Origin of the sequence: Paenibacillus sp. S25, assembly GCF_019454085.1 — a bacterium.
In the GTDB taxonomy this organism is placed as follows: Bacteria; Bacillota; Bacilli; order Paenibacillales; family Paenibacillaceae; genus Paenibacillus; species Paenibacillus polymyxa_B.
In genome coordinates, this window is sequence record NZ_CP073683.1 from 5,595,261 (window position 1) to 5,615,370 (window position 20,110).

Annotated in this window: 18 protein-coding genes and 1 pseudogene; 4 read left to right on the forward strand and 15 right to left on the reverse strand. The window is 48.7% G+C overall.

Annotated features, from left to right (window positions below; translation table 11 throughout):
* Positions 1–45: 45 nt before the first annotated feature.
* Positions 46–945: a cidABC operon transcriptional activator CidR gene (gene cidR / locus KAI37_RS24560; RefSeq protein ID WP_345945615.1), complete on the reverse strand. Its 900-nt coding sequence runs from the start codon at positions 943–945 to the stop codon at positions 46–48.
* A gap of 131 nt (positions 946–1,076) precedes the next feature.
* Between cidR and KAI37_RS24565 the strand changes: the two genes are divergently transcribed.
* Both KAI37_RS24565 and KAI37_RS24570 read left to right on the forward strand, forming a co-directional pair.
* Positions 1,077–1,448 (forward strand): CidA/LrgA family protein, encoded by a 372-nt coding sequence (locus tag KAI37_RS24565; RefSeq protein ID WP_013312485.1) that lies wholly within the window; start codon positions 1,077–1,079, stop codon positions 1,446–1,448.
* Complete coding sequence (locus KAI37_RS24570) at positions 1,445–2,122, forward strand: CidB/LrgB family autolysis modulator (protein WP_071643731.1); 678 nt, start codon at positions 1,445–1,447, stop codon at positions 2,120–2,122. Before KAI37_RS24565 ends, KAI37_RS24570 begins: the two co-directional genes overlap by 4 nt.
* Positions 2,123–2,238: 116 nt before the next feature.
* On the opposite strand, the gene KAI37_RS24575 is transcribed toward KAI37_RS24570, so the two are convergent.
* The 4 genes and pseudogenes from KAI37_RS24575 to KAI37_RS24590 form a co-directional block, all read right to left on the reverse strand.
* Complete coding sequence (locus KAI37_RS24575) at positions 2,239–3,942, reverse strand: glycerol-3-phosphate dehydrogenase/oxidase (RefSeq protein WP_275955757.1); 1,704 nt, start codon at positions 3,940–3,942, stop codon at positions 2,239–2,241.
* A gap of 228 nt (positions 3,943–4,170) precedes the next feature.
* Positions 4,171–4,461 (reverse strand): annotated as a pseudogene (locus tag KAI37_RS24580) (FGGY-family carbohydrate kinase); the annotation flags it as partial.
* A 32-nt stretch (positions 4,462–4,493) separates the two neighbouring features.
* Positions 4,494–5,051, reverse strand: a complete 558-nt coding sequence (locus KAI37_RS24585; protein WP_220030407.1) for a glycerol-3-phosphate responsive antiterminator — start codon at positions 5,049–5,051, stop codon at positions 4,494–4,496.
* Positions 5,052–5,257: 206 nt separating this feature from the next.
* The gene (locus KAI37_RS24590) at positions 5,258–6,211 is read right to left on the reverse strand and encodes an alpha/beta hydrolase (RefSeq protein WP_220030408.1); all 954 of its coding nucleotides are present in this window, start codon (positions 6,209–6,211) and stop codon (positions 5,258–5,260) included.
* Between the two features lie 259 nt (positions 6,212–6,470).
* Between KAI37_RS24590 and KAI37_RS24595 the strand changes: the two genes are divergently transcribed.
* Positions 6,471–7,106 (forward strand): NAD(P)-dependent oxidoreductase, encoded by a 636-nt coding sequence (locus KAI37_RS24595; RefSeq protein WP_220030409.1) that lies wholly within the window; start codon positions 6,471–6,473, stop codon positions 7,104–7,106.
* Positions 7,107–7,238: 132 nt separating this feature from the next.
* On the opposite strand, the gene KAI37_RS24600 is transcribed toward KAI37_RS24595, so the two are convergent.
* The 8 genes from KAI37_RS24600 to kduI all read right to left on the reverse strand — a co-directional run bounded on the left by KAI37_RS24600 (position 7,239) and on the right by kduI (position 15,925).
* Positions 7,239–8,381, reverse strand: coding sequence for a cation:proton antiporter (locus KAI37_RS24600; protein WP_071643742.1), 1,143 nt, complete (start codon positions 8,379–8,381; stop codon positions 7,239–7,241).
* 439 nt (positions 8,382–8,820) lie between these two features.
* On the reverse strand, positions 8,821–9,411 hold the full coding sequence (locus KAI37_RS24605) for a GNAT family N-acetyltransferase (RefSeq protein WP_071643744.1): 591 nt from the start codon (positions 9,409–9,411) through the stop codon (positions 8,821–8,823).
* 62 nt (positions 9,412–9,473) lie between these two features.
* Entirely contained in the window at positions 9,474–10,835 is a 1,362-nt protein-coding gene (locus KAI37_RS24610) for an MFS transporter (RefSeq protein WP_220030410.1), read from the reverse strand.
* A 91-nt stretch (positions 10,836–10,926) separates the two neighbouring features.
* Positions 10,927–12,078: a winged helix-turn-helix domain-containing protein gene (locus tag KAI37_RS24615; RefSeq protein ID WP_220030411.1), complete on the reverse strand. Its 1,152-nt coding sequence runs from the start codon at positions 12,076–12,078 to the stop codon at positions 10,927–10,929.
* Complete coding sequence (locus KAI37_RS24620) at positions 12,059–13,297, reverse strand: CynX/NimT family MFS transporter (protein WP_220030412.1); 1,239 nt, start codon at positions 13,295–13,297, stop codon at positions 12,059–12,061. Before KAI37_RS24620 ends, KAI37_RS24615 begins: the two co-directional genes overlap by 20 nt.
* A gap of 247 nt (positions 13,298–13,544) precedes the next feature.
* Positions 13,545–14,321, reverse strand: coding sequence for a 2-dehydro-3-deoxy-D-gluconate 5-dehydrogenase KduD (gene kduD, locus KAI37_RS24625; RefSeq protein WP_071643751.1), 777 nt, complete (start codon positions 14,319–14,321; stop codon positions 13,545–13,547).
* A gap of 49 nt (positions 14,322–14,370) precedes the next feature.
* Positions 14,371–15,015, reverse strand: a complete 645-nt coding sequence (locus tag KAI37_RS24630; RefSeq protein WP_025683172.1) for a bifunctional 2-keto-4-hydroxyglutarate aldolase/2-keto-3-deoxy-6-phosphogluconate aldolase — start codon at positions 15,013–15,015, stop codon at positions 14,371–14,373.
* A gap of 79 nt (positions 15,016–15,094) precedes the next feature.
* Positions 15,095–15,925, reverse strand: a complete 831-nt coding sequence (gene kduI, locus KAI37_RS24635) for a 5-dehydro-4-deoxy-D-glucuronate isomerase (RefSeq protein ID WP_023990866.1) — start codon at positions 15,923–15,925, stop codon at positions 15,095–15,097.
* A 339-nt stretch (positions 15,926–16,264) separates the two neighbouring features.
* Between kduI and KAI37_RS24640 the strand changes: the two genes are divergently transcribed.
* On the forward strand, positions 16,265–17,221 hold the full coding sequence (locus KAI37_RS24640; protein ID WP_220030413.1) for a sugar kinase: 957 nt from the start codon (positions 16,265–16,267) through the stop codon (positions 17,219–17,221).
* A gap of 178 nt (positions 17,222–17,399) precedes the next feature.
* Here the strand turns inward: KAI37_RS24640 and KAI37_RS24645 are convergent, their stop codons facing one another.
* Together KAI37_RS24645 and KAI37_RS24650 are read right to left on the reverse strand one after the other, a co-directional pair.
* Positions 17,400–18,413, reverse strand: a complete 1,014-nt coding sequence (locus KAI37_RS24645; protein ID WP_076292743.1) for a LacI family DNA-binding transcriptional regulator — start codon at positions 18,411–18,413, stop codon at positions 17,400–17,402.
* A 224-nt stretch (positions 18,414–18,637) separates the two neighbouring features.
* Positions 18,638–20,047, reverse strand: a complete 1,410-nt coding sequence (locus KAI37_RS24650; RefSeq protein ID WP_071643757.1) for an MATE family efflux transporter — start codon at positions 20,045–20,047, stop codon at positions 18,638–18,640.
* Positions 20,048–20,110 lie beyond the last annotated feature (63 nt).

Genomic DNA, 20,110 nt, shown 5'->3' on the forward strand with positions numbered 1-20,110 from the left:
TCCTTCGGTACACATCTGCATCGTACTCACCTTCTCGTTGACTGACTATTTTCCGCCATATTCCGTCCTCAACAATTGTTGTGTGAACGATATCCATTCTCTGGCGGCAAAGGACAGATAACGATCGTTCCGCCAGATCATCCCCAAATGCCAAGGAATGACGGGGTCCACCAATGGAAGAACACGCAAGCGCTCGGAATCCAGATCTCGGCAAATGGCCTCCGGCAACAGCGCTACTCCCAGGTTTGCAGCAACCATTTCGCTAATCAGATCCCATTGTGAGCTTTCGTAGACTACACGCGGCTGAAAGCCAGCACGGACACATTCGGCAATGATACGGTCATGCAGCGTAAAATCCTCACGGAACAGTACAAACGCCTCCTCCGCCAACGCAGATAACGGTACCTCCTTGCACTCTGCCAATGCATGCGTAGGATGAACGAGCAAATTCAGCTTTTCCTCCACAAACAGAAATGTCTCAAACATATCTCCAACCGCAGGCAGCACAATCACTCCGATATCCAGTGCCCCGGCTTCTACGTCCTGTTCCACTTTCTTCGCCCCGTCCTCAAATAATTGAATAGTCACATCAGGATATGCCTTATGGAATTTTCCAATGACACGCGGGAAAAAGCTCGATCCGACCATAGGGGGCAGGCCAATACGGATATGTCCCTTTTTCAGGTTCATCAAATCACTAAGCTCCGAGGACAGGCTCTGAAAGGACTTTACAATCGCTTGTGCTTGAAGCTCAATTACCTTTCCCGCGTCCGTCAGTTCGATTCTTTTGCCAATTCGGTCGAACAAAGCGACCCCGAGTTCATCTTCCAGACTTTTAATCGTCTTACTGATCGTCGGCTGGGTAATAAACATGCTCTGGGCTGCCTTTGTAAAGCTACGCAACCGCGCGACTTCCAAAAAATATTGTAAATGTCGGATATCCAAAGCTACACCTTCTCCCATAGACAAACGGAATAGATTACATTCTTTATATGCATTTTACTCATGAAAGCTTGTGATGTAAAATTTCATTACAGTTTGAAAATAACCGATCTCAAAGATAGGAGCCATTATATATGAAAAGCTTCATACGCGGTGTCCTCCAGATCGCCGTCCTGATGGCCTTTTCGCTCATCCTGAACGCGGTAGTCTCCTGGCTCCACCTGCCTGTACCCGGTAGTATCATTGGTATGCTGATCCTTTTTATTCTGCTGCAAACCGGCTTGGTCCGGCTAAGCTGGATTGAAGTTGGCGCAAATTGGTTGCTGGCCGAGCTGCTATTATTCTTTATCCCCTCCGCTGTCGGCGTTATGAATTATTGGCCGATGCTAGAACACGATGGTATGAGTATCATGCTGGTCGTGCTGCTCGGCACCTTTCTGGTGATGGCCTGCACAGGTATGGTCGCCAGTCTGCTTGGTAAACGAAAGGAGCATAAATCATCATGACCGGTCTTCTATGTATTGTATTGACACTCGCTATTTACTGGATGGCCAAACGCATGTACCGCACACTACCCAAGGTGTATTTGTCTCCATTGCTCATTACACCTATTGTTATCATTTTGATTTTGACGCTGACGGGTGTGAACTACCGTTCTTATAATTCGGGCGCTCACTTGCTGTCTATGCTGCTACAGCCAGCTACGATTGCATTTGCTGTCCCTTTGTACCGATATTTCCCTGTGTTAAAAAAACACGCGACCCAAATCGTGCTTAGCGTGCTGTCTGGGTCTGTTGTAGCCGTGTTGTCCTCCATGGCGCTTGCTAAGTGGATGCACCTGAATGCTTCGCTGCTGAGCAGCCTGATTCCTCGCTCCATTACGACGCCCATTGCGATGAATGTATCGCAAACGATTGGCGGCAATCCGACGGTCACGGCTGTATTCGTTATTCTGACCGGATTGAGCGGTCTTATTATCGGTCCGATGATTGTAAAGCTGTTCCGTATCGAAAATGAAGTCTCACGTGGGGTGCTGCTCGGTACCGGTGCTCATGGTACAGGCACTTCCAAAGCATTCGAGTTCAGTTCGCTGACGGGGACGATATCCAGCATCTCGATGGTGCTCGCCGCTCTCTTTACCTTGGCGGCTGCCCCGTTCCTGTTCCACTTGATGCTGTAAGCAATCTGTATACAAAAAAGCAGCGATTCTCTTGTTATGAAGAATCGCTGTTTTTTTTGCTTTCAGTCAAAGTTTCAAAGCAATGGACGGCTCAAGGATATATAACCCTCGCGGCCTCAAATAGCTTTAACGTCACCGGGTTTCACCTCTGCCTCTATAGGCGTTACAGCTTCATATAGGTAAGCATCCAGCTCAGCCGTATATTGTCGCTCTTGCGCGGCGCTCCAGCCTGCACGTTCAGACATCCATGCGATGGCGGGCTGTTTCCAACGCTTCACCTCGTCAATCTGGAAGAACAGCGCCCCGGTTCGGCGTATAAAAAAATCAGACGGTGTCACTGTCATTTCCTGTTCCATCGCATACAGGAGCGGGGCACGCACTTCCACAGGCAGCGCCGCTTCCTGCTCGGTAGCCTCCTTCATGCTTTGTGCCGCTATGGCAAACAATCGCTCTGTGTTGGAGCCATAGCGGGTAGCCCATGCTTTAGCTATATCCGGCGATAGGCCGAGCGCAACACCTGCTGCAGTTTGCTTACCTACGTACGCGTCCCAGCCCGCTGAGCCTCCTACGCTACCACCCGAAATCGGGATATGTCTGGTGCGGCATGCCCGGAAGCTCTGCCCATGCAAGCGCCCCAGCTCCCGTACCGCACGATCCACGACGAGTTCGGACATTTTCCGGTAGCCCGTCAGCTTGCCGCCTGCAATCGTGATCAGACCTGAACGGGATTCCCAAATTTCGTCCTTACGTGAAATTTCCGAAGGGCTTTTACCGTCTTCATAAATGAGCGGCCGTACCCCTGCCCAACTGGATTCTACATCCGTAACAGTCAGCTTTACATCTGGAAACATTCCGTTGATCGCTTGAAGCACATAGGCCCGATCTTCGGCGGTCATCCGGGGATGCGCCGTATCCCCCTCATACACCGTGTCGGTCGTGCCTGCATAGGTTTTTCCATCACGTGGGATGGCAAATACCATACGTCCATCCGGTGTATCGAAGTACACTGCCTGTTTGAGTGGAAAGCGCTCAGCATCGAACACCAGGTGAATACCTTTTGTCAGGCGAAGCACCTTTCCTTCTTTGGAGCGATCCATTTCCCGCAACGTGTCTACCCATGGTCCGGCTGCATTAATAACCAGCGAAGCTCGAATTTCGTATAGCTTTCCCGTTACCCGGTCCGTTACGCTTGCACCGCTTATTCGTCCTTCGTCATACAGCAGCTTGTCAGCCTTGGCATAGTTCACCGCCAGCGCCCCTCGTGTAACAGCTTCCTTCATGACCTCAATCGTCAGGCGAGCGTCATCTGTGCGGTACTCCACATAGCTGCCGCTTCCCTTCAGTCCGTCACGCTTCAGCAAAGGCTCGCGCTCTAGCGTAGCCTGGATGTCCAGCATACGACGGCGCTCACTACGCTTAACACCAGCAAGGAAATCATATACCAGCAGCCCGACAGAGGTGGTGAATGCGTTAAACGTGCCGCCCTTGTGAAAAGGAAGCAGCATACGCTCCGGTATGGTCACATGTGGACCATTTTCGAATACGATTGCCCGTTCCTTCCCGACCTCGGCTACCATCTTAACTTCAAACTGCTTCAAATAACGAAGACCACCATGCACTAGCTTGGTCGAGCGGCTGGACGTACCTGCTGCAAAATCCTGCATCTCCACCAGTGCCGTCTTCAAACCACGATCCGCCGCATCCAGCGCAATACCCGCCCCTGTAATGCCGCCGCCAATGATTAAAATATCAAAATGCTCATGTCCCATACGTTCCAAAACAGCGGTTCTCTCCTGCGCAGCAAATCCCTGTTCTCCCATCATTTATCCCTCCAGCTTTGTATATATCCACGATGCAATCTGCCAACCGAATCATCATAAGGTACAAAAAAAGACCACGAACATCGCTGCGGCGGATGCCGAGCGGTTCATGGTCTCTCCAAGTCTCCTGACGAGTATTAACTTATCTATATCGTAGCACACACGGTACGCTATGAAAAGGGAAATCTGCCTGTTGCCAGATGGCTCCCTTCTATCGCAAAACCGTCTCTACTTGAACGCCATTGCGGCATGAACTGCCTTTTTCCAGCCACCATAAAGCTCAGTCCGCATATCCTCACTCATGGACGGAGTAAAGGTATGATCACTCTGCGCATATCCCCGGACTTCATCCAGACTGCTCCAAAACCCGACTGCCAGTCCCGCTAAATACGCTGCACCGAGTGCAGTTGTCTCGTTCACAGCAGGTCGTTCTACAGGCAGATCGAGAATATCGCTCTGGAACTGCATCAGGAACTCGTTCATCACTGCGCCTCCATCTACACGCAATGAACGCACAGGATGTATTGTTACCCACTTGATTCAAATAAAAGCTATTGCTTATAATGCTCGAACAGTTGTTTATTGGAGGTCGTAACTGCTGTAGCTCCCGCAGCCAACGCCGCTTCCACATCCTCTGGGGTGCGAATAAGTCCGCCCGCCAAAATAGGAATGCCCGTGCGTTCGCTGACTTCCCTAATCATCGGTGGAACAACACCGGGCAGCACCTCAATATAATCAGGTCGTGTTTTTTCCACCAGCGTGTAGCTTTTTTCCAGCGCAATCGTATCGAGCAGGAACACGCGCTGTACAGCAAGAATCCCCTTCTTTTTAGCGGTTGCAATCACCCCGGATCGGGTCGAAATAATCCCAAACGGCTTAATTTCCTGACACAAATATTCAGCCGCATACTCGTCATTCTTCAAGCCTTGCACCAAGTCGGCATGCAGAAGCATTTGCTTGCTGCGACTCCTAGCCATCTGGTACAGGTTGCGCAGCTGCGCTACATGCGTATCCAGAAAAACCGCATACTCATAAGAGCTGTCCAAAATACCCTCCAGCTGCTTCATATGCTTAGCTGCAGGTAAAATGCGTTGTCCCTGAAATGGCATGAAATCCCCCCTTAAAGCTGAATGTCGGTCAAACTCGTTCAAATTTTATATTATCACTCTGTTCGACGAAGGTGAAGCGGTTTCATTGCAGATATGTATAAAGGCCGCCTTCCCTGCAATAGATGTTAGCAGGAAGAAGACAGCCTAATCGTTCAAAAAACTGGATCAAATCACACGACGGCACCCTTAAAATGCTCTATAGTGCACTAGCCCTCAAACCCTTGGCGCAGCCATGAGGTAGCGAGCGTGATCGCCCCGCGCTTGGCCGCGGTTTCCGACAATGGGTTCAGCATCACAAAGTCGTGTATGATGCCTTGAAAACGTGCAGCGGTCACATCTACCCCCGCTTCACGCAGCTTGTTCGCATAGGCCTCACCTTCATCGCGCAGCACATCGGCCTCGCCTGTAATGACCAGCGCACGCGGTAGCCCTTTGAGCTGTTCTGTGGTGGCACGTAACGGGGACGCCGTGATCTGCGCTCGTTCGTTGAGATCCGTCGTATATTGATCCCAAAACCATTGCATTCCTTCGCGGCTCAGGAAATATCCTGTGGCGAACTCCTGGTATGACTCCGTGTCAAAGGAAGCGTCCGTCACCGGATAAAATAACAACTGCTGCCGGATGGAAGGACCACTGCGTTCTTTGGCCAGCAGCGTTACGGCCGCGGTCATGTTACCGCCGACACTGTCTCCGGCTATCGTCAGCGTATCAGGCTTCAGTCCATGCTCACGACCATGCTGTGCCACCCATTGAACGACCGCGTAAATTTCCTCAATTGCCGTCGGATATTTAGCTTCAGGTGACAAGCTGTATTCTGGGAATACAACTGCTGCCTGTGAGCCGACTGCCAATTCACGAATCAGACGATCATGCGTATGGGCATTACCGAATACCCAGCCTGCTCCATGAATATATACAATGACCGGGAGATCGCTTGTCACTTGTTGTGGGCGAACAATTCTGACCTTCACCTCGCCGCCAGGCCCACCTGGAATAGTTAGATCCTCTAAATCTGCGGCAGGTTTGTCTGCTGGACCGGATTGGACTTCATTGACCGTTTCACGTCCTTTTTCAGGACCCAAATCATATAGAAACGGAGGCTTGGCATTATCGTCTGCAAATTTCTGTGCTGCGGGTTCAAGCTGTACTTTTTTACTCATATCGGTTCACTCTTCCTTTCTTATCTGTGGTCTACATATATCCAATATGGCTAAGTTTGCTCATTTAGTTTCACCTTATATATTTAAACGAGTTCCTCTCTTTCCAATCGGAGGACTTTAGTTTGCCCAACAGAAGAGCTTGACTTTTATTTTATATTGTAACTATAATAGTTACATATTAAAGTTCGTAAATGCACTGAGTACACTTACGATCAAACGAATGAATCATCCACATCATATTTATAGGAGGCTATCTATTATGAAAATTGCAGTTGTTGGTGCAGCCGGTAAAGCAGGAAGTAATATCGTAAAAGAAGCATTAGACAGAGGGCATGAAGTAACCGCCATCGTCCGTGATGCGGCTAAAGTAACAGAAAGTCGTGCTACTGTAGTACAAAAAGACGTTTTTGATCTGAAAACAGATGATCTGAAAGGTTTTGACGTAGTAGTTAATGCATTTGCCGCTCCACTCGGACAAGAGCATTTGCATGTCGATGCAGGTAACGTACTAATTGAAGCCCTGCGTAATGTATCCGGTACTCGCCTGATTGTCGTAGGTGGTGCAGGCAGCTTGTTCACTGACGAATCCCAAACACTTTTGGTAAAAGATGCTCCTGGCTTCCCTGATTTCGTATATCCAACAGCAAATAACCAAGGAAAAAACCTGGAAATTTTGCGTGGTACCAGCGACCTGAACTGGACTTTCATTAGTCCTTCTGCGGAGTTTGCTCTGGGTAAACGTACAGGCTCTTACCAAGTGGGAAAAGAAACGCTGTTGGTTAATTCCAAAGGTGCAAGCTATGTCAGCTATGAGGATTATGCGGTTGCCGTAGTAGACGAAATCGAAAAACCGCAACATCTGAACCAACGTTTCACTGTCGTATCCGAATCCTAATTTCCCTATTCTTGCAGCACATTTAGCATAAAAAAGACCCTTCGCCCATTTTCTCATGCTGCATGGAAATATGAATCCGAAGGGTCTTTTGGTATGGCTTGTTAGTACCAGTCTCTTACTTCTCTATCTGGTTTAAGACTTCCTATCGCTAAAACATAGCTTAAGAAACGGAGGTGCAGCCAAAGTCGTCAAAATGACAGCAATGATCACGGATGTGAAATATTGCTGTGCCAGCAGACCCGTTTGCAATCCGGTAGCTGCGATAATAAGTGCGACCTCGCCACGTGATATCATACCGGAGCCAATCGCGAGCGAAGAAAGATTATTAAAACCCGTCAGCCGCGCGCCGATACCGCCTCCCACTAACTTCGTCACCAACGCTACCAGTGTCAAAATAACAACAAATCCGAGCTGCTGCCCTACTCCCTCAAAGGAAACATTTAATCCGATGCTGACAAAAAATACAGGAACAAAGATGGAATAAGCGATGGGCTCCACCTTTTCTTCAACGACGTGCTTAAAGCTGGTTTGTGCAATGGCAATCCCGGCAGCAAAAGCCCCGATAATCCCTGCCATCCCCAATATATCCGCAAAATACGCAAACCCAAAGCAAATAATCAACGCGGTCGTGATGACTGCTTCAGTCACCTTGAGTGGAGCAAGTATTTTCATAATCCATGGAACAACGAACCAGCCCCCCAGAATAGCTACCACGAAGAAAACTAGCTTTTTGCCAACAAGAAGCCCCAGCGAAGTTTCTCCACCCATACCGAATATACTCATTACTACCGCTAGTAGCACCACGACAAGCACATCATCCAGCACTGCCGCACCCAAAATGGTCGAGCCTTCCCGGGTATTCAGCTTATTCATATCCTTGAGTACCTGTACCGTAATGCTTACAGAGGTAGCACTCAGAATAATTCCTAGAAACCAGCCCTCATGCACCGAGAATCCAAAGGCTTCCCCTACACCAAAACCGCAAATTAGCGGTAAAATAATACCTCCAACCGCCACAGCTACCGCAGGCTTCCAGTTACGTCGAAGTTGATCCAGGTCCGTCTCCAGTCCAGCAATGAACATCAGCAGCAGCACTCCGATTTCAGACATATTATGAATCAGCGAATCATTCTGAACCCATCCTAATACGGCTGGGCCCAGCACAATTCCTGCGATCAGCTTTCCCAACACCGCTGGTTGACCGAGCTTGACAGACAAATGACCCGCGACTTTTGTGAACAGTAGAATCAGCAGAAGATATAGTATAAATTGCATAGACTGATAACCTCCTTTTATTTAATCCTTGAACTCATCTGCGCATAACCCACAATATTGAATAAAACTGATAATCGAGGATTTTGCAAAAATCCCATAAGCGACTTCCAATGAACAAGATATAGACCGAAATGGTTTAGTTCGTCTATATATTGCACTTTGGAGCAACTGGAATCGAATTTTGCAAAATCCTGAATCATAAAATGCTAAACAAACGTGCAAAATATGTGTCTGACCTTAACGGACAACTTGCAAAATAAAAAGGGGAACCCGAGATACAGCACAGGTTCCCCTAAAAAAGACATAAAGGAGCCTTGGTGACAGGCTCCTCCGGTAATTCATATATTCATTTGATGTTGTCGGTTATACATACTTGCGCAAACAAGCAACTTTATCTTTTAATTGTATCTCTTCTGTGAACCTGTGTAAACGTGCTGAATCAATTTTCTGCTTTTTTCACATAGCGGTCGCGGTATTCGTGGTCCAGCATACCCATCAGAATCGAATCATGGTATTCATAATTGTAGAATAAAGCATCCCGTTGTACACCTTCACGCTGAAAGCCTACTTTTTCATAGCAACGAATGGCACGTTCATTAAAATCAAATACATTCAGCTCAATCCGATGCAGATTACAGATACCGAATCCGTAACCCAGCATGAGTACAAGCGCTTCGGTGCCGTAGCCTTTCCCCTGATTTCCCTGCTCATTGATTGCAATACGGATGTTGGCGCTGCGGTTCAAGCTGTCCATATCCTGCAGGGCTATATCCCCAATGACACGATCATCTTCGCGAAGCGCAATCAACAGAAGCAGGCTTGAGGCATCCTGTCCTTTAGCTTCAATATAACGGGCAATTTGATCCTTGGTAAAGCTGCGTTGTGTGCCTGTCAGCCGCCGCACATCCTGATCGAACAATGTATTATAGTATAGCTCGGTGTCCTCTACGTTAACGGGACGCAAGTATACCCGTGATCCTTCAAGTAACCGTGCCACAGGCTCTGAGGCTGAAGTTTGTTGAGTCATCATGATCTCTCCCATGCTAAAAATATAAATGACGAAAATCGAAGCAAATTATTGCGCAAGATCGACTACGCAAGGTCTGCATTTTGCTCCGTAGTCAGGCTAGAATCAGCGAGGGCCTCGCTCCAGATCACGGATTGAAACAGTAGTCCTGCCAAACCCAGGACTCCGATAGTCATTCCGACCCAGACGAAGGCCGTTCCCACCCCTGCTATGCGGATCAATACTCCCCCGGCAAGCGGTGAAACGACCATAATTGCTCCAATCATGGTACTTTGGATACCAAAGACGCGCCCTACCATATCAGCAGGAGTCTTGGTCTGCAATATATAGTTTTGGGTGATAATGTACAGGCCATTGCCTACGCCCAGCACGGCCCCAATTATAAGCAGTACAGGCCATCCTGTGCCGGGCTGCGCCCAGCCTAAAGCAGCAATAGCTCCGCCAATAAGCACAGACCCTCCGCCGAGTCCCCAACCTGCGCTTATGCGATTCAAGCGATTAAGCACAAGCATGCAGCCGACGGCGCCAGCGCCAATGGCTGAAATCAGCCAGCCAAGCAGCGATTCATTAGCCGGAGCGAGCACCCGCAGCAATGTAGGGAACTGGTAGTCAATCATGAGAATGGCGATCAAGCCGAAAAGTCCGAATATGAGCGTATGCAAAAGCATTCGACTACTCCATAAGAACGCCCAGCCCTCGCGCCATTGATTGAAAAAACGAGATGCGCGGACATGCTCTCCCGGCATTTGGGCTTCATCGGCCTCAGGCGCCGTATGCGCTGCCGACTTCCCTTGCTGCTTTGCAGCAACAGCTTGTCGGTCTGTACTGGTCAGCACCGGACCGATTCCGCGCAGCGGCCACAGCAGCAGGCCCGAGCAAAGACGCAGCGATGCATTGAGAATAATGCATACCTGGGGGGACAACACAGTCAAGGTCATAGCGCCCAGTAATGGCCCTGCCACTTTGGAAGCCTGATTGACCATCCCATTCAGCGAGGTCGCCCGAAACAGGTCATCGCTGGCGACTACCGTGCGGGTCAAGCCTTGCTGTGAAGGCATTTGGAATACGCCAACTGCTGCGCGCAGACCGAGCAAGGGCAGCAGCCATACCGGGCCTGGGACGGCGAGAATCGCTAGCGTCAATAAAGCGATAGCTGCATCACAGACGATCATCAGCCGGGCCTTCTGTACCCGATCGGCTAATGTGCCTGCGATGGAACCCAGCAGCAGGCCCGGTAGCGCCATCACTACCGGAATCAGCGCAATTATCATTGGATCGGCTCCCCAACGGTAGGCAACAAGCACCTGAATAGCGATAGCATCAAACCAATCGCCAAAGGAGGCAGCCGTATGCGCCGCAAGCATCCGCCGAAAACGGCCATTGCGCCAAATGCTGGACGTGGATTTTAGTTCTTTCTTTTCCTTCAATTCTATTCACCCTGCTCTCATTTTCAGCTTCTTTAGCAATAAGAACATTCTAGCGGGTCTATATCAGAGGAAAATCAGACAGCTAAAAACATCAGACAACAGAAAGTGTTTGTTCCAACCAGCGCCTTAGCGCTGGACGATGCAGTGTTAAACTGTTATCCCGGTCAAGCCGATCATATTGAGCCACATATTTCTCTTCCAGCGTGGGATAGGAGCCGCAAAGCTTCAAATAACTGCGGATTTGGCAGACCGCCTTGATTTTTAGCAATTCCTGTTTAGCCATATCAAGGGTGTTCAGCCCTTCATCCATGAGCCGCTCGGCGTTGCCCACATCTCCAGTACGTAAAAGCATAAGTCCGCGCATCATGCGATAACGGCCCAGTTCGCGCAAATACGGAGCCTCCGACAGCATGCCTTCCAGACGATCAGACAGTTCCGCAGCCTTTTCCATATGATTGGAAGCCAGATGCATGTACATCTCCATCAGTGCAACAGGCATCACAAATTTATCGAGATCATCCCGCTCCATGACCATCAAGGTCAGTGGTAGACCTTCCTGTGCGCGTTCAGGTTTTCCATTTTCCACATAAGCCTCCAGGATGTTGAGAATGCGTAATTCCCGTTCCTGATCACTGGACAGCAGCCTGCTGGAAAGCGCACACTCGCATAGAGCAAGCCCCTCATCCGTCACCCCTGCTGTGCACATATATAGCAGCAGCATCCAATACAATCGGTCTGCGCGTGTAAAGTCCTCCCGCTCCAAGAACCAGGACACATCCGCCTGTACAAAACGGGTATACATTTGATAAAAGACAGACAATTCAAAACCCATCTGCTCCTGCTGGGCAGCCAACGCTACAATGGAGTTCCCCTGCCCCAACAGCTGGTATTTCCGGAATAGTCCATGTACGGCGTCCTGCACCTCCTGATCGTGCAAGGACGGATGATTTTGTGGCTGCACGTCAGTCAAGGTCAAGCTGTAGCCATACCCTCTGACCGTATGAATACGGAGCACATCCCATGACTTAAGTTTTTTGCGCAATCTGTAGATATGATCATCCACCGTACGCTCCACCGGATACTCCAGCGGCCACACACGATCCAGCAGTTGTTCACGGGTGAACACCTGGTTTCGGTTATCGTACAGAAAGCGCAACAGCGCAAATTCTTTAGCCAACAGCATAACACGATCTGCATTACAAACCACACTGTAGCCATCTGCATCAAATTGTAGCCTGATCATCCACCTCGCCTCCGACATATCGTTTCTTGGCTGCACCCAGCCCTATAAACATAAGCAGAACACTCAGGCACAAGAGCAGCAGCAGCGGAATGGTCCAGCCTTGGGTCGCATCATGCAAATAACCAAACAATGTCGGCCCGGTCGCTGCTAGCAAATAACCAAAGGATTGCGCCATACCCGACAGCTCTGCTGCCTGCTGCGGTGTCCGCGTCCGCAAATTAAAGAACATCATCACTAGCGGGAAGGCAAAACCACCCGCTATACCGATACAAATGACCCAAATCACACTCCACTGTGTAGCTCCAAGCAGAAATCCACCCAGACCGATAAAATACAGCGCAGCCATAATCAGAACCAATACCCGCTGATCCTTCACCCGTGCCGCCCAAATAGGCACAATAAAAGTAAATGGCATTTGCGAAAACTGCAGGACGGACAGCATCCAGCCCGCAGTCTCTGAATCCATTCCCTGTCCGCTCATCATTTCTGGAAACCAGGCGGCAGGAACATAGAACAGAGCAGATTGCAGCCCCATAAACAGCGTCACCTTCCAAGCCAAAGACGATGTATATACATTCACAGTTCGGGCAGACACTGCCGCTTTATTGGCTGTTTTGCGTGCCTTAAGGAGCTGGGGCACCCAGAGTAAAATACCTACGACACCCACAATCCCCCATACTCCCAAAGCACCTCGCCAGCCCATACCTCCATTTATAGCCAGCGGTATACTCAGGCCAGATGCGGTTGCTGCGACCACATTCATGGATACTGAGTATACGCCAGTCATTAGTCCGCTGTTGCGAGGAAACTCCTCTTTGATCAGACTGGGCAGTAACACATTACACACGGCAATAGCCAGTCCCAGCATGGCGGTCCCGACAAATAATGCGGTCACCCCCAGCGTTGAGCGCACCACAATACCTGCGGTCAACAGCAGCAAGGCTGCAAAAATAATAAGAGACGACCCGAAGCGGCGCGACAGTTTGGCTACAAAAGGCGACAACAGGGCAAAAGCCAGCAACGGCAATGTCGTTAATAGGCCACTCAGTGTATTCGAAATATGCAAAGAATCCTTAATCAAACCGATAAGAGGTCCTACCGAGGTAATCGAGGCGCGCAGATTGGCACCTACCAGAATGATCCCTACGGCAAGCAACCAAGGACCGGCATGCCACAAAGATTTGTATACCAAAGCACGTTGGTGTTGCTGTGAACTCATCTCTCCATTCTCCAATCCATCTGTATTATGCTCAAAGGCTCCAACCAAGTGTACGGCTGGAGCCTAGCAATTTTTATCTCATTAAATTATAAAGGCATTCGTGCCATATGCATAGGACGGATCGACACAGCGCCCCAAGTCTTCAAGTTCACCATATAGCTTCATTGAAAAAATAAAAGCTGCCTGAAAGGATAGTTTCCTTTTGAGGCAGCTTTCAGTTCATAAACCTCGATGCGACCAGCGCTGCTTAACGTACCAACCAGCCGCCGTCCACCGCCAAGATATGACCGTTCATGTAGTCGGAACCCTGACTGGCGAGGAAAACCACAACTCCCATCAAATCAGACGGATCGCCCCAACGACCTGCAGGAATACGCGACAAGATTTCTTGATTGCGACTTTCATCCGCACGGATTGGAGCCGTGTTTGCCGTTGCAATATAACCCGGCGCAATCGCATTGATCTGAACGTTATGAACCGCCAGCTCGTTCGCAAATGCCTTGGTCAAACCAGCTACCGCATGCTTGCTCGCTGTATACGGCGGAACGAATTTGCCACCCTGAAAAGCAAGCATAGAAGCGACATTGATAATCTTCCCGCTTTTTTGCTCTACCATTACCTTTGCCACTTCCTGGCTCAGATGATATACGGCATTCAGATTGATCTCCATGACAGCGTCCCAATCCTCATCTTTATACTCCAGCAGAGGAGCGCGACGAATCGTACCTGCATTGTTTACAAGGATATCAATTTTACCGAATTCATTGACGCATTCTTCTACAATTTTTTTAATGGATTCTTTTTGCGTCAGATCTGCCTCATGAAAGACAACCTTCACACCTGTAGGTTCGACCAGACGTCTTGTTTCTTCATAATCATCATTGTTAGCTACAATGAACAGGTCTGCACCCGCTTTGGCCAAAGCTACGGAATACCCTTGACCCAAACCACTGTTGCCTCCTGTTACAATTGCCGTTTTACCTTTCAGACTGAAAAAATCCAATGAAAAATTGTCCAGACCCATGCCTACGCCTCCATCACAATTTAGTATAAAAACCCATATTTCCTGAAGCCTACAGCGCTGCGCGTACTTCCTTATATTTAGCTACATAACGTGCTGCATTTTCTGTGATCAAGTCGTAGCGACCCTCTTTGGCTGGAGCCGTCAAATTACCCCCAATTCCCACGGCTACACATCCGTTACGCAGCCAGGTTTCCATATTGTCCAGATCAACGCCACCGGTTGGCATAATCTGTACATGAGGCATTGGACCTCTTACGGCCTTAACAAAGTCCGCCCCCATCGCACTGCCTGGGAACAACTTCACGACATCGCTACCCAACTTCATGGCTTCCTTGATCTCATTGAGCGTCATACAGCCGGGCATATAAGGAATCGCATACAAATTGCACAGCTTCGCTGTTTCTTCTTCAAAAGAAGGACTCACGACAAACTCTGCTCCGGCCAGAATAGCAATTCTTGCCGTCAGTGACTCCAGTACCGTTCCTGCACCAATCACTGCCCGATCTTTAAATTCGTCTCTTAATCTTCGAATGACCTGATCCGCATCCGGTGTCGTAAACGTAAGCTCAATGTTATCCAAGCCCCCTTCAATGCAGGCTTTAGACATGAGATACGCTTCCTCTGCCGTGTTTCCCCGAATGACTGCGACGACACCTACTGAAGTGATATGTTCCAAAACTTTCTTTTTCGTCATGTTCCTGATCCTTTCCACGAATGGGATGACCATGTACCCTCAGCCGCTTGCAGGTCTACGCTCCAATACACTGATCGGATTAGCGCAACTCGCTCATGGCAACCTGATCCATGTCTTTGTATGTTTTATTTTCACCGGCCATGCCCCAAATGAAGGTATAGCTGCCCGTAGCCGCACCGCAGTGAATAGACCAAGGTGGAGAAATAACGGCTTCATCATTCTTCATCACCAGATGGCGCGTTTCGTTCGGTTCACCCATCAGGTGGAACATTCTCGCATTCTCATCCAGTTCAAAGTAGAAATATACTTCCATACGACGGTCATGAACATGTGTCGGCATGGAGTTCCACACACTGCCGTTCTCCAACGTCGTCATCCCCATAACCAATTGGCAACTTTGAATGCCTTCATCATGGATAAAGCGACGCAACGTACGGTTGTTGGCTGTTTCCTGCGAACCCAGACTTTCAGACGGTACATCGGCAAAAGACTGCTTCGTCGTCGGATACGTGGTATGAGCCAAAGCTGAAACGATATAAAATTTCGCAGGCTTTTCACTGGAATCGCTTTCAAAGATCAACTCCTTGCCACCTTTACCTACGTAGAGACAGTCTTTTGTGGCCAACTCGTAAGTTTCACCGTCTACCTTGACCGTACCACTGCCCCCGACATTAAAAATACCCAGTTCGCGGCGCTCCAGGAAAGTTTCCGCTTTGATTTGATCGTTACCTTCCAGTGCAACAGATTTATTCACGGGATAAATGCCCCCGATAATGACACGATCTTCATGCGTATAGACCAGCTTTACCTCCTCAGGTACAAACAGTTCCTGGATCAGATAGTGCTGACGCAACTCTTCAGTCGTAAAATGCTTGGCATGTTCGGGATGAGTTGAATAACGCATTTCCATAAAAACATTCCTCCTGTTTAGATAAACTTTTTTATCAACGGAATTGTTATAAAAGCGGTTTCTAACTCTACTTCTTAGCTAGAATTGTAATAATTATCTAAGAGGGTGTCAACCCAAAACTTCACCATTCCTAGAAAAAACCTTAATACACACGAAGTTTTACACGCTTTTTACCTTTTGATAAACAAAATCGATTTTTTTATCTATATTACCCAAAAAGTTTTTAGCAAATATATCAACTTCATCATTGTGAAAAACCGATTTATGTGATAATTTCAATTTATTCAGTTGGTGCATGCGCTTACAGATTAAGTTTACTAAACATAAGGAGGAATACAAATGACCGCAACATTGGATGCTGTTACCTTCGGAGAACCGATGGCCATGTTTTATGCCAATGAAGCAGGCTCTCTGGATGAGGTGCGTTCATTCACCAAAGCGTTGGCCGGGGCAGAGACGAATGTTTCAGCCGGTTTGGCGCGTTTGGGTCTACGGGCGGGACTCGTGACCAAAATCGGCGAGGATACGTTCGGCAAGTTCATTGCCAGTGCGCTACGTCAGGAAGGGATCGACACCCAGAACGTCATGTTTACCAAAGACCACTCTACCGGCATGCTGATTAAATCCAAAGTTACAAGTGGGGACCCAGAGGTGGAATACTTCCGCAAACATTCCGCCGCTTCCACATTAAGCATCGCTGATTTTAACGAGGCTTACTTTTCCGGAGCTCGCCATCTGCATTTTACAGGTATTTCTGTCGCCCTCTCCCCTGAGTGCCGTGATTTCGCACGACATGCGCGGCAATTTATGAAAAAGGCTGGCAAAACCGTATCCTTTGATCCGAACCTCAGACCCAAGTTATGGCCTGACACGCAAACGATGGTGGAGGCGATTAACGAAGCATCTGAGGGGTGCGACTGGCTTCTACCCGGCATTCATGAAGGTAAAATATTGACAGGCTACACCTCACCGGAGGATATCGCTTCCTTCTATCTTGACCGAGGTACCTCGCTGGTCATCATCAAGCTGGGAACCGAAGGTGCATATTACAAATCCGCAGATGCTGAGGGATACGTCAAACGCTTCCGCGTAGAGCATGTCGTTGATACCGTAGGCGCGGGTGACGGATTTGCCGCAGGTGTTATCAGCGCGCTGCTGGAAGGCTTGCCCCTGGCAGAGGCCGTCAAACGCGGTAATGCCCTTGGCGCACTGGCTGTCATGTCAGCCGGAGACATGGACGGCTATCCGACACGAGCCGAGCTGGAATCCTTTTTGCTCAGTGCCAGCACGAATTAATCCGGTTTCATTCCCCGCATAGCCTTCACCGCTATTAGCGCAAGCTCAACAAGGCCGAAAGAAGTCGGCCTTAACCTTCAATAGCCCGTATTCGCATTTGTGTGACCTGAGTAGCATACGCAAGCTCAGGTCGTACAAAGGAATACGGGCTATTTTAAATATATGACATGATGCTCGTCTACAACGTTTTAACGGATTCTCCCCGATTAATATCCGGCACAAATCGGTAGATAATCGGAACCGATTCGCCGCCCTCCTCAATGCTGGACAGCAGCGTCTTTGCCGCTTGCTTCCCCATATCCGCAATCGGTTGCGTAATAGTCGTAATCGGCGGATTGTAAATATGGGCAAACTCCGCATCGTCAATGCCGATAATAGACAACTCCACCGGAATGCGTATACGGCGGGCATTCACATATTTCAGCACCTCTGCTAGCACAATATCATTCCCGGCCAACAGCGCAGTCGGCGGCTCTGGCAGCTGGAACAACTCCTTCAGTGTCTGCTGGATTTCTTCTCTCGGCACACTGCGCATATACTCTTCTCGAAATGGCAAGCCATGCTCCTCCAGCGCCTTTTTGTATCCGCTGAGCCGCTCCACCCGTGGAGTAATCCGATTCAAGCCAAGGGGCAAAGTAATCAGCGCAATTCGCTCATGTTTGTGAGCCACAAGTTCCTGAATCGCCAGCTTAATCGCCATTTCGTTATCCAGCAACAGGCTGCGCGTATTCACCCCGTCTACCAAACGGTCCAAAAACACTAACGGATACTTTTCACGAATGAGCTGGTTGTAAATATCTGCATGCTTGCCTGTCGGGAAGATGATCAGGCCGTCCACCTGCCGAGCCTTGAGCATCTCAATATATTGGCCCTCCTTGTCCGGATTTTCATCGGCGTTGCAAATGATCACCTGAATGCCAAAACGCTGCAATTCCTCCTCAATCGCACGGATAGACTGGATCGAAAGGGTATAGTCAATGTTGGCTACAATGACCCCCACCATAAACGTCCGGTTTTGCTTCAAGCTGCGGGCCAGCCCGTTAGGCTGATAGTTCAGCTCTTGAATAACCTCGGCAATCCGGTCTCTGGTCTGGTCGCTCATATATTTATATCGTTTGTTCAGAAATTGCGAGACAGTGCTTTTAGACACTCCTGCCTTCTGGGCAACATCTTCAATCGTCGGCTTCTTCATCGGTACACTCCTTGTCTTTCATGTACTGCGTTAGTGCAACAAAAGTATATCTTTTTTTTAGTAAATTTACCATACTTCTATTTATGAATGCCATTATGATATAAGTCGAACTTCAAAGTTGCCTATCGTGCCACCGTGTAGAAGTATGGTTCTCCAGGAGCAAAAAGAGGCAGTTCAAGATGTTCTCTTGAACTGCCTCCGCGTAACCATAAATACTGCTCGGATCAGTGTGCCGGAACGGGCGTTACAGACTGATCTGGTGTATCGTGCTCGACCAACGCATGCTTTTCCCATAACCGGCTTTTCCAGCGGGCATACATGATGACAGCACGAGTCCATTCATCAGCAGCAATCGCCAGCCACACGCCGGCAAGCCCCATGTCCAGCTTGAATACAAGCAGATAACCAAGCGGCAAGCTCATGCAGACCATGGAGATCAGACCCATAAAGACCGGGAACTTCGCATCTCCAGCAGCACGCAACGAGTTAATAATGACGATATTCGTTGTCCGGCCAGTTTCTAGCAGAATGCTAAGTAAAATGACCTGTGCTCCCAAACGAATAATTTCAGGGTTTTCCGTGAACAAACCAAGCAAGGGAACACGGAAAAAGATGACCACCGCATCAATAATCACGGTCACGAGCAACGCCCATTTCACACTGGTCAGTACACGTTTATAGGCAGTATCCTTCTGTCTGGCTCCCACGAGCCTTCCTACCACAATAGCCGTACCCATACCGACTGCCATACTGAACAAGTAAATATAGCTTGATATATTATTCGCATATTGACGTGTCGCCATTGCTTCTGCGCCAAGATAAGTCACGTACAGTGTGAAGATGAGCTGACACGACTGATACATAATGGACTCCAGCGCGGATGGTACACCAATACGCAATATTTTAGAGATAAACTTTTTGGACAATTGGACATAATATTTCCACTCGACACGAACCTCAGTGACCCGGTACATCAACCAGAAGAAGATCAAGAGACAAATAAAGCGGCTACCTACTGTAGAAATAGCAGCACCTTCTACACCGAGTGCTGGCATTCCCCAATGCCCCAAAATCAAAACATAGTTGCCGACCACGTGGATCACATTCATAAAAACCGATACATACATCGTTTCTTTGGTAAAACCGTGCGTACGAATGGTCGCCGCCAGCGCGTTAATCAATGCCTGAAGGAAAATAGCCCCCCCGACGATGCTCATATAGGATTCCGCATACGTAAGAATGTCCCCCTGGACATTCAGCCATTGCAACATATGCGTACCAAACACAAGAAAAATTACGCTTAGCAAAAGACCTACCATCAAATTCAACGTAATGGCCGTACCTGTAACCTGGGCCGCTTCGACTAGTTTCTTAGAACCGATATATTGAGCTACGACGATAGCAGCGCCGTTGCCGATAACCTCCAGTACAAGGATAGCGATTGAAATAATTTGATTGGACGCGCCCACACCCGACACTGCATTATCAGATACAGAGCTGAGCATGAATGTATCGACGCTTCCCATTAACATAAACAGGAATAATTCAAGGAAAATAGGCCATGTCAAACGGAACAAATTCAGTTCCTTGGCTTCGGACAATACCGAACCATTTTTTAGTGCTCTGGTTGTCATTCATTCACCTTTCTTCATAGATTTATTTAACGATCAAAAGGTATGTTAGCACAGTCATTCTGA

Bases quoted from the DNA above. Each gene is read 5' to 3' on its own strand.
- KAI37_RS24565 (WP_013312485.1), top strand. From the start codon at position 1,077: ATGAAAAGCTTCATACGCGGTGTCCTCCAGATCGCCGTCCTGATGGCC.
- KAI37_RS24570 (WP_071643731.1), top strand. From the start codon at position 1,445: ATGACCGGTCTTCTATGTATTGTATTGACACTCGCTATTTACTGGATG.
- KAI37_RS24575 (WP_275955757.1), bottom strand. From the start codon at position 3,942: ATGGGAGAACAGGGATTTGCTGCGCAGGAGAGAACCGCTGTTTTGGAA.
- KAI37_RS24585 (WP_220030407.1), bottom strand. From the start codon at position 5,051: ATGCCATTTCAGGGACAACGCATTTTACCTGCAGCTAAGCATATGAAG.
- KAI37_RS24590 (WP_220030408.1), bottom strand. From the start codon at position 6,211: ATGAGTAAAAAAGTACAGCTTGAACCCGCAGCACAGAAATTTGCAGAC.
- KAI37_RS24595 (WP_220030409.1), top strand. From the start codon at position 6,471: ATGAAAATTGCAGTTGTTGGTGCAGCCGGTAAAGCAGGAAGTAATATC.
- KAI37_RS24600 (WP_071643742.1), bottom strand. From the start codon at position 8,381: ATGCAATTTATACTATATCTTCTGCTGATTCTACTGTTCACAAAAGTC.
- KAI37_RS24605 (WP_071643744.1), bottom strand. From the start codon at position 9,411: ATGATGACTCAACAAACTTCAGCCTCAGAGCCTGTGGCACGGTTACTT.
- KAI37_RS24615 (WP_220030411.1), bottom strand. From the start codon at position 12,078: ATGATCAGGCTACAATTTGATGCAGATGGCTACAGTGTGGTTTGTAAT.
- KAI37_RS24620 (WP_220030412.1), bottom strand. From the start codon at position 13,297: ATGAGTTCACAGCAACACCAACGTGCTTTGGTATACAAATCTTTGTGG.
- kduD (WP_071643751.1), bottom strand. From the start codon at position 14,321: ATGGGTCTGGACAATTTTTCATTGGATTTTTTCAGTCTGAAAGGTAAA.
- KAI37_RS24630 (WP_025683172.1), bottom strand. From the start codon at position 15,015: ATGACGAAAAAGAAAGTTTTGGAACATATCACTTCAGTAGGTGTCGTC.
- kduI (WP_023990866.1), bottom strand. From the start codon at position 15,925: ATGGAAATGCGTTATTCAACTCATCCCGAACATGCCAAGCATTTTACG.
- KAI37_RS24640 (WP_220030413.1), top strand. From the start codon at position 16,265: ATGACCGCAACATTGGATGCTGTTACCTTCGGAGAACCGATGGCCATG.
- KAI37_RS24645 (WP_076292743.1), bottom strand. From the start codon at position 18,413: ATGAAGAAGCCGACGATTGAAGATGTTGCCCAGAAGGCAGGAGTGTCT.
- KAI37_RS24650 (WP_071643757.1), bottom strand. From the start codon at position 20,047: ATGACAACCAGAGCACTAAAAAATGGTTCGGTATTGTCCGAAGCCAAG.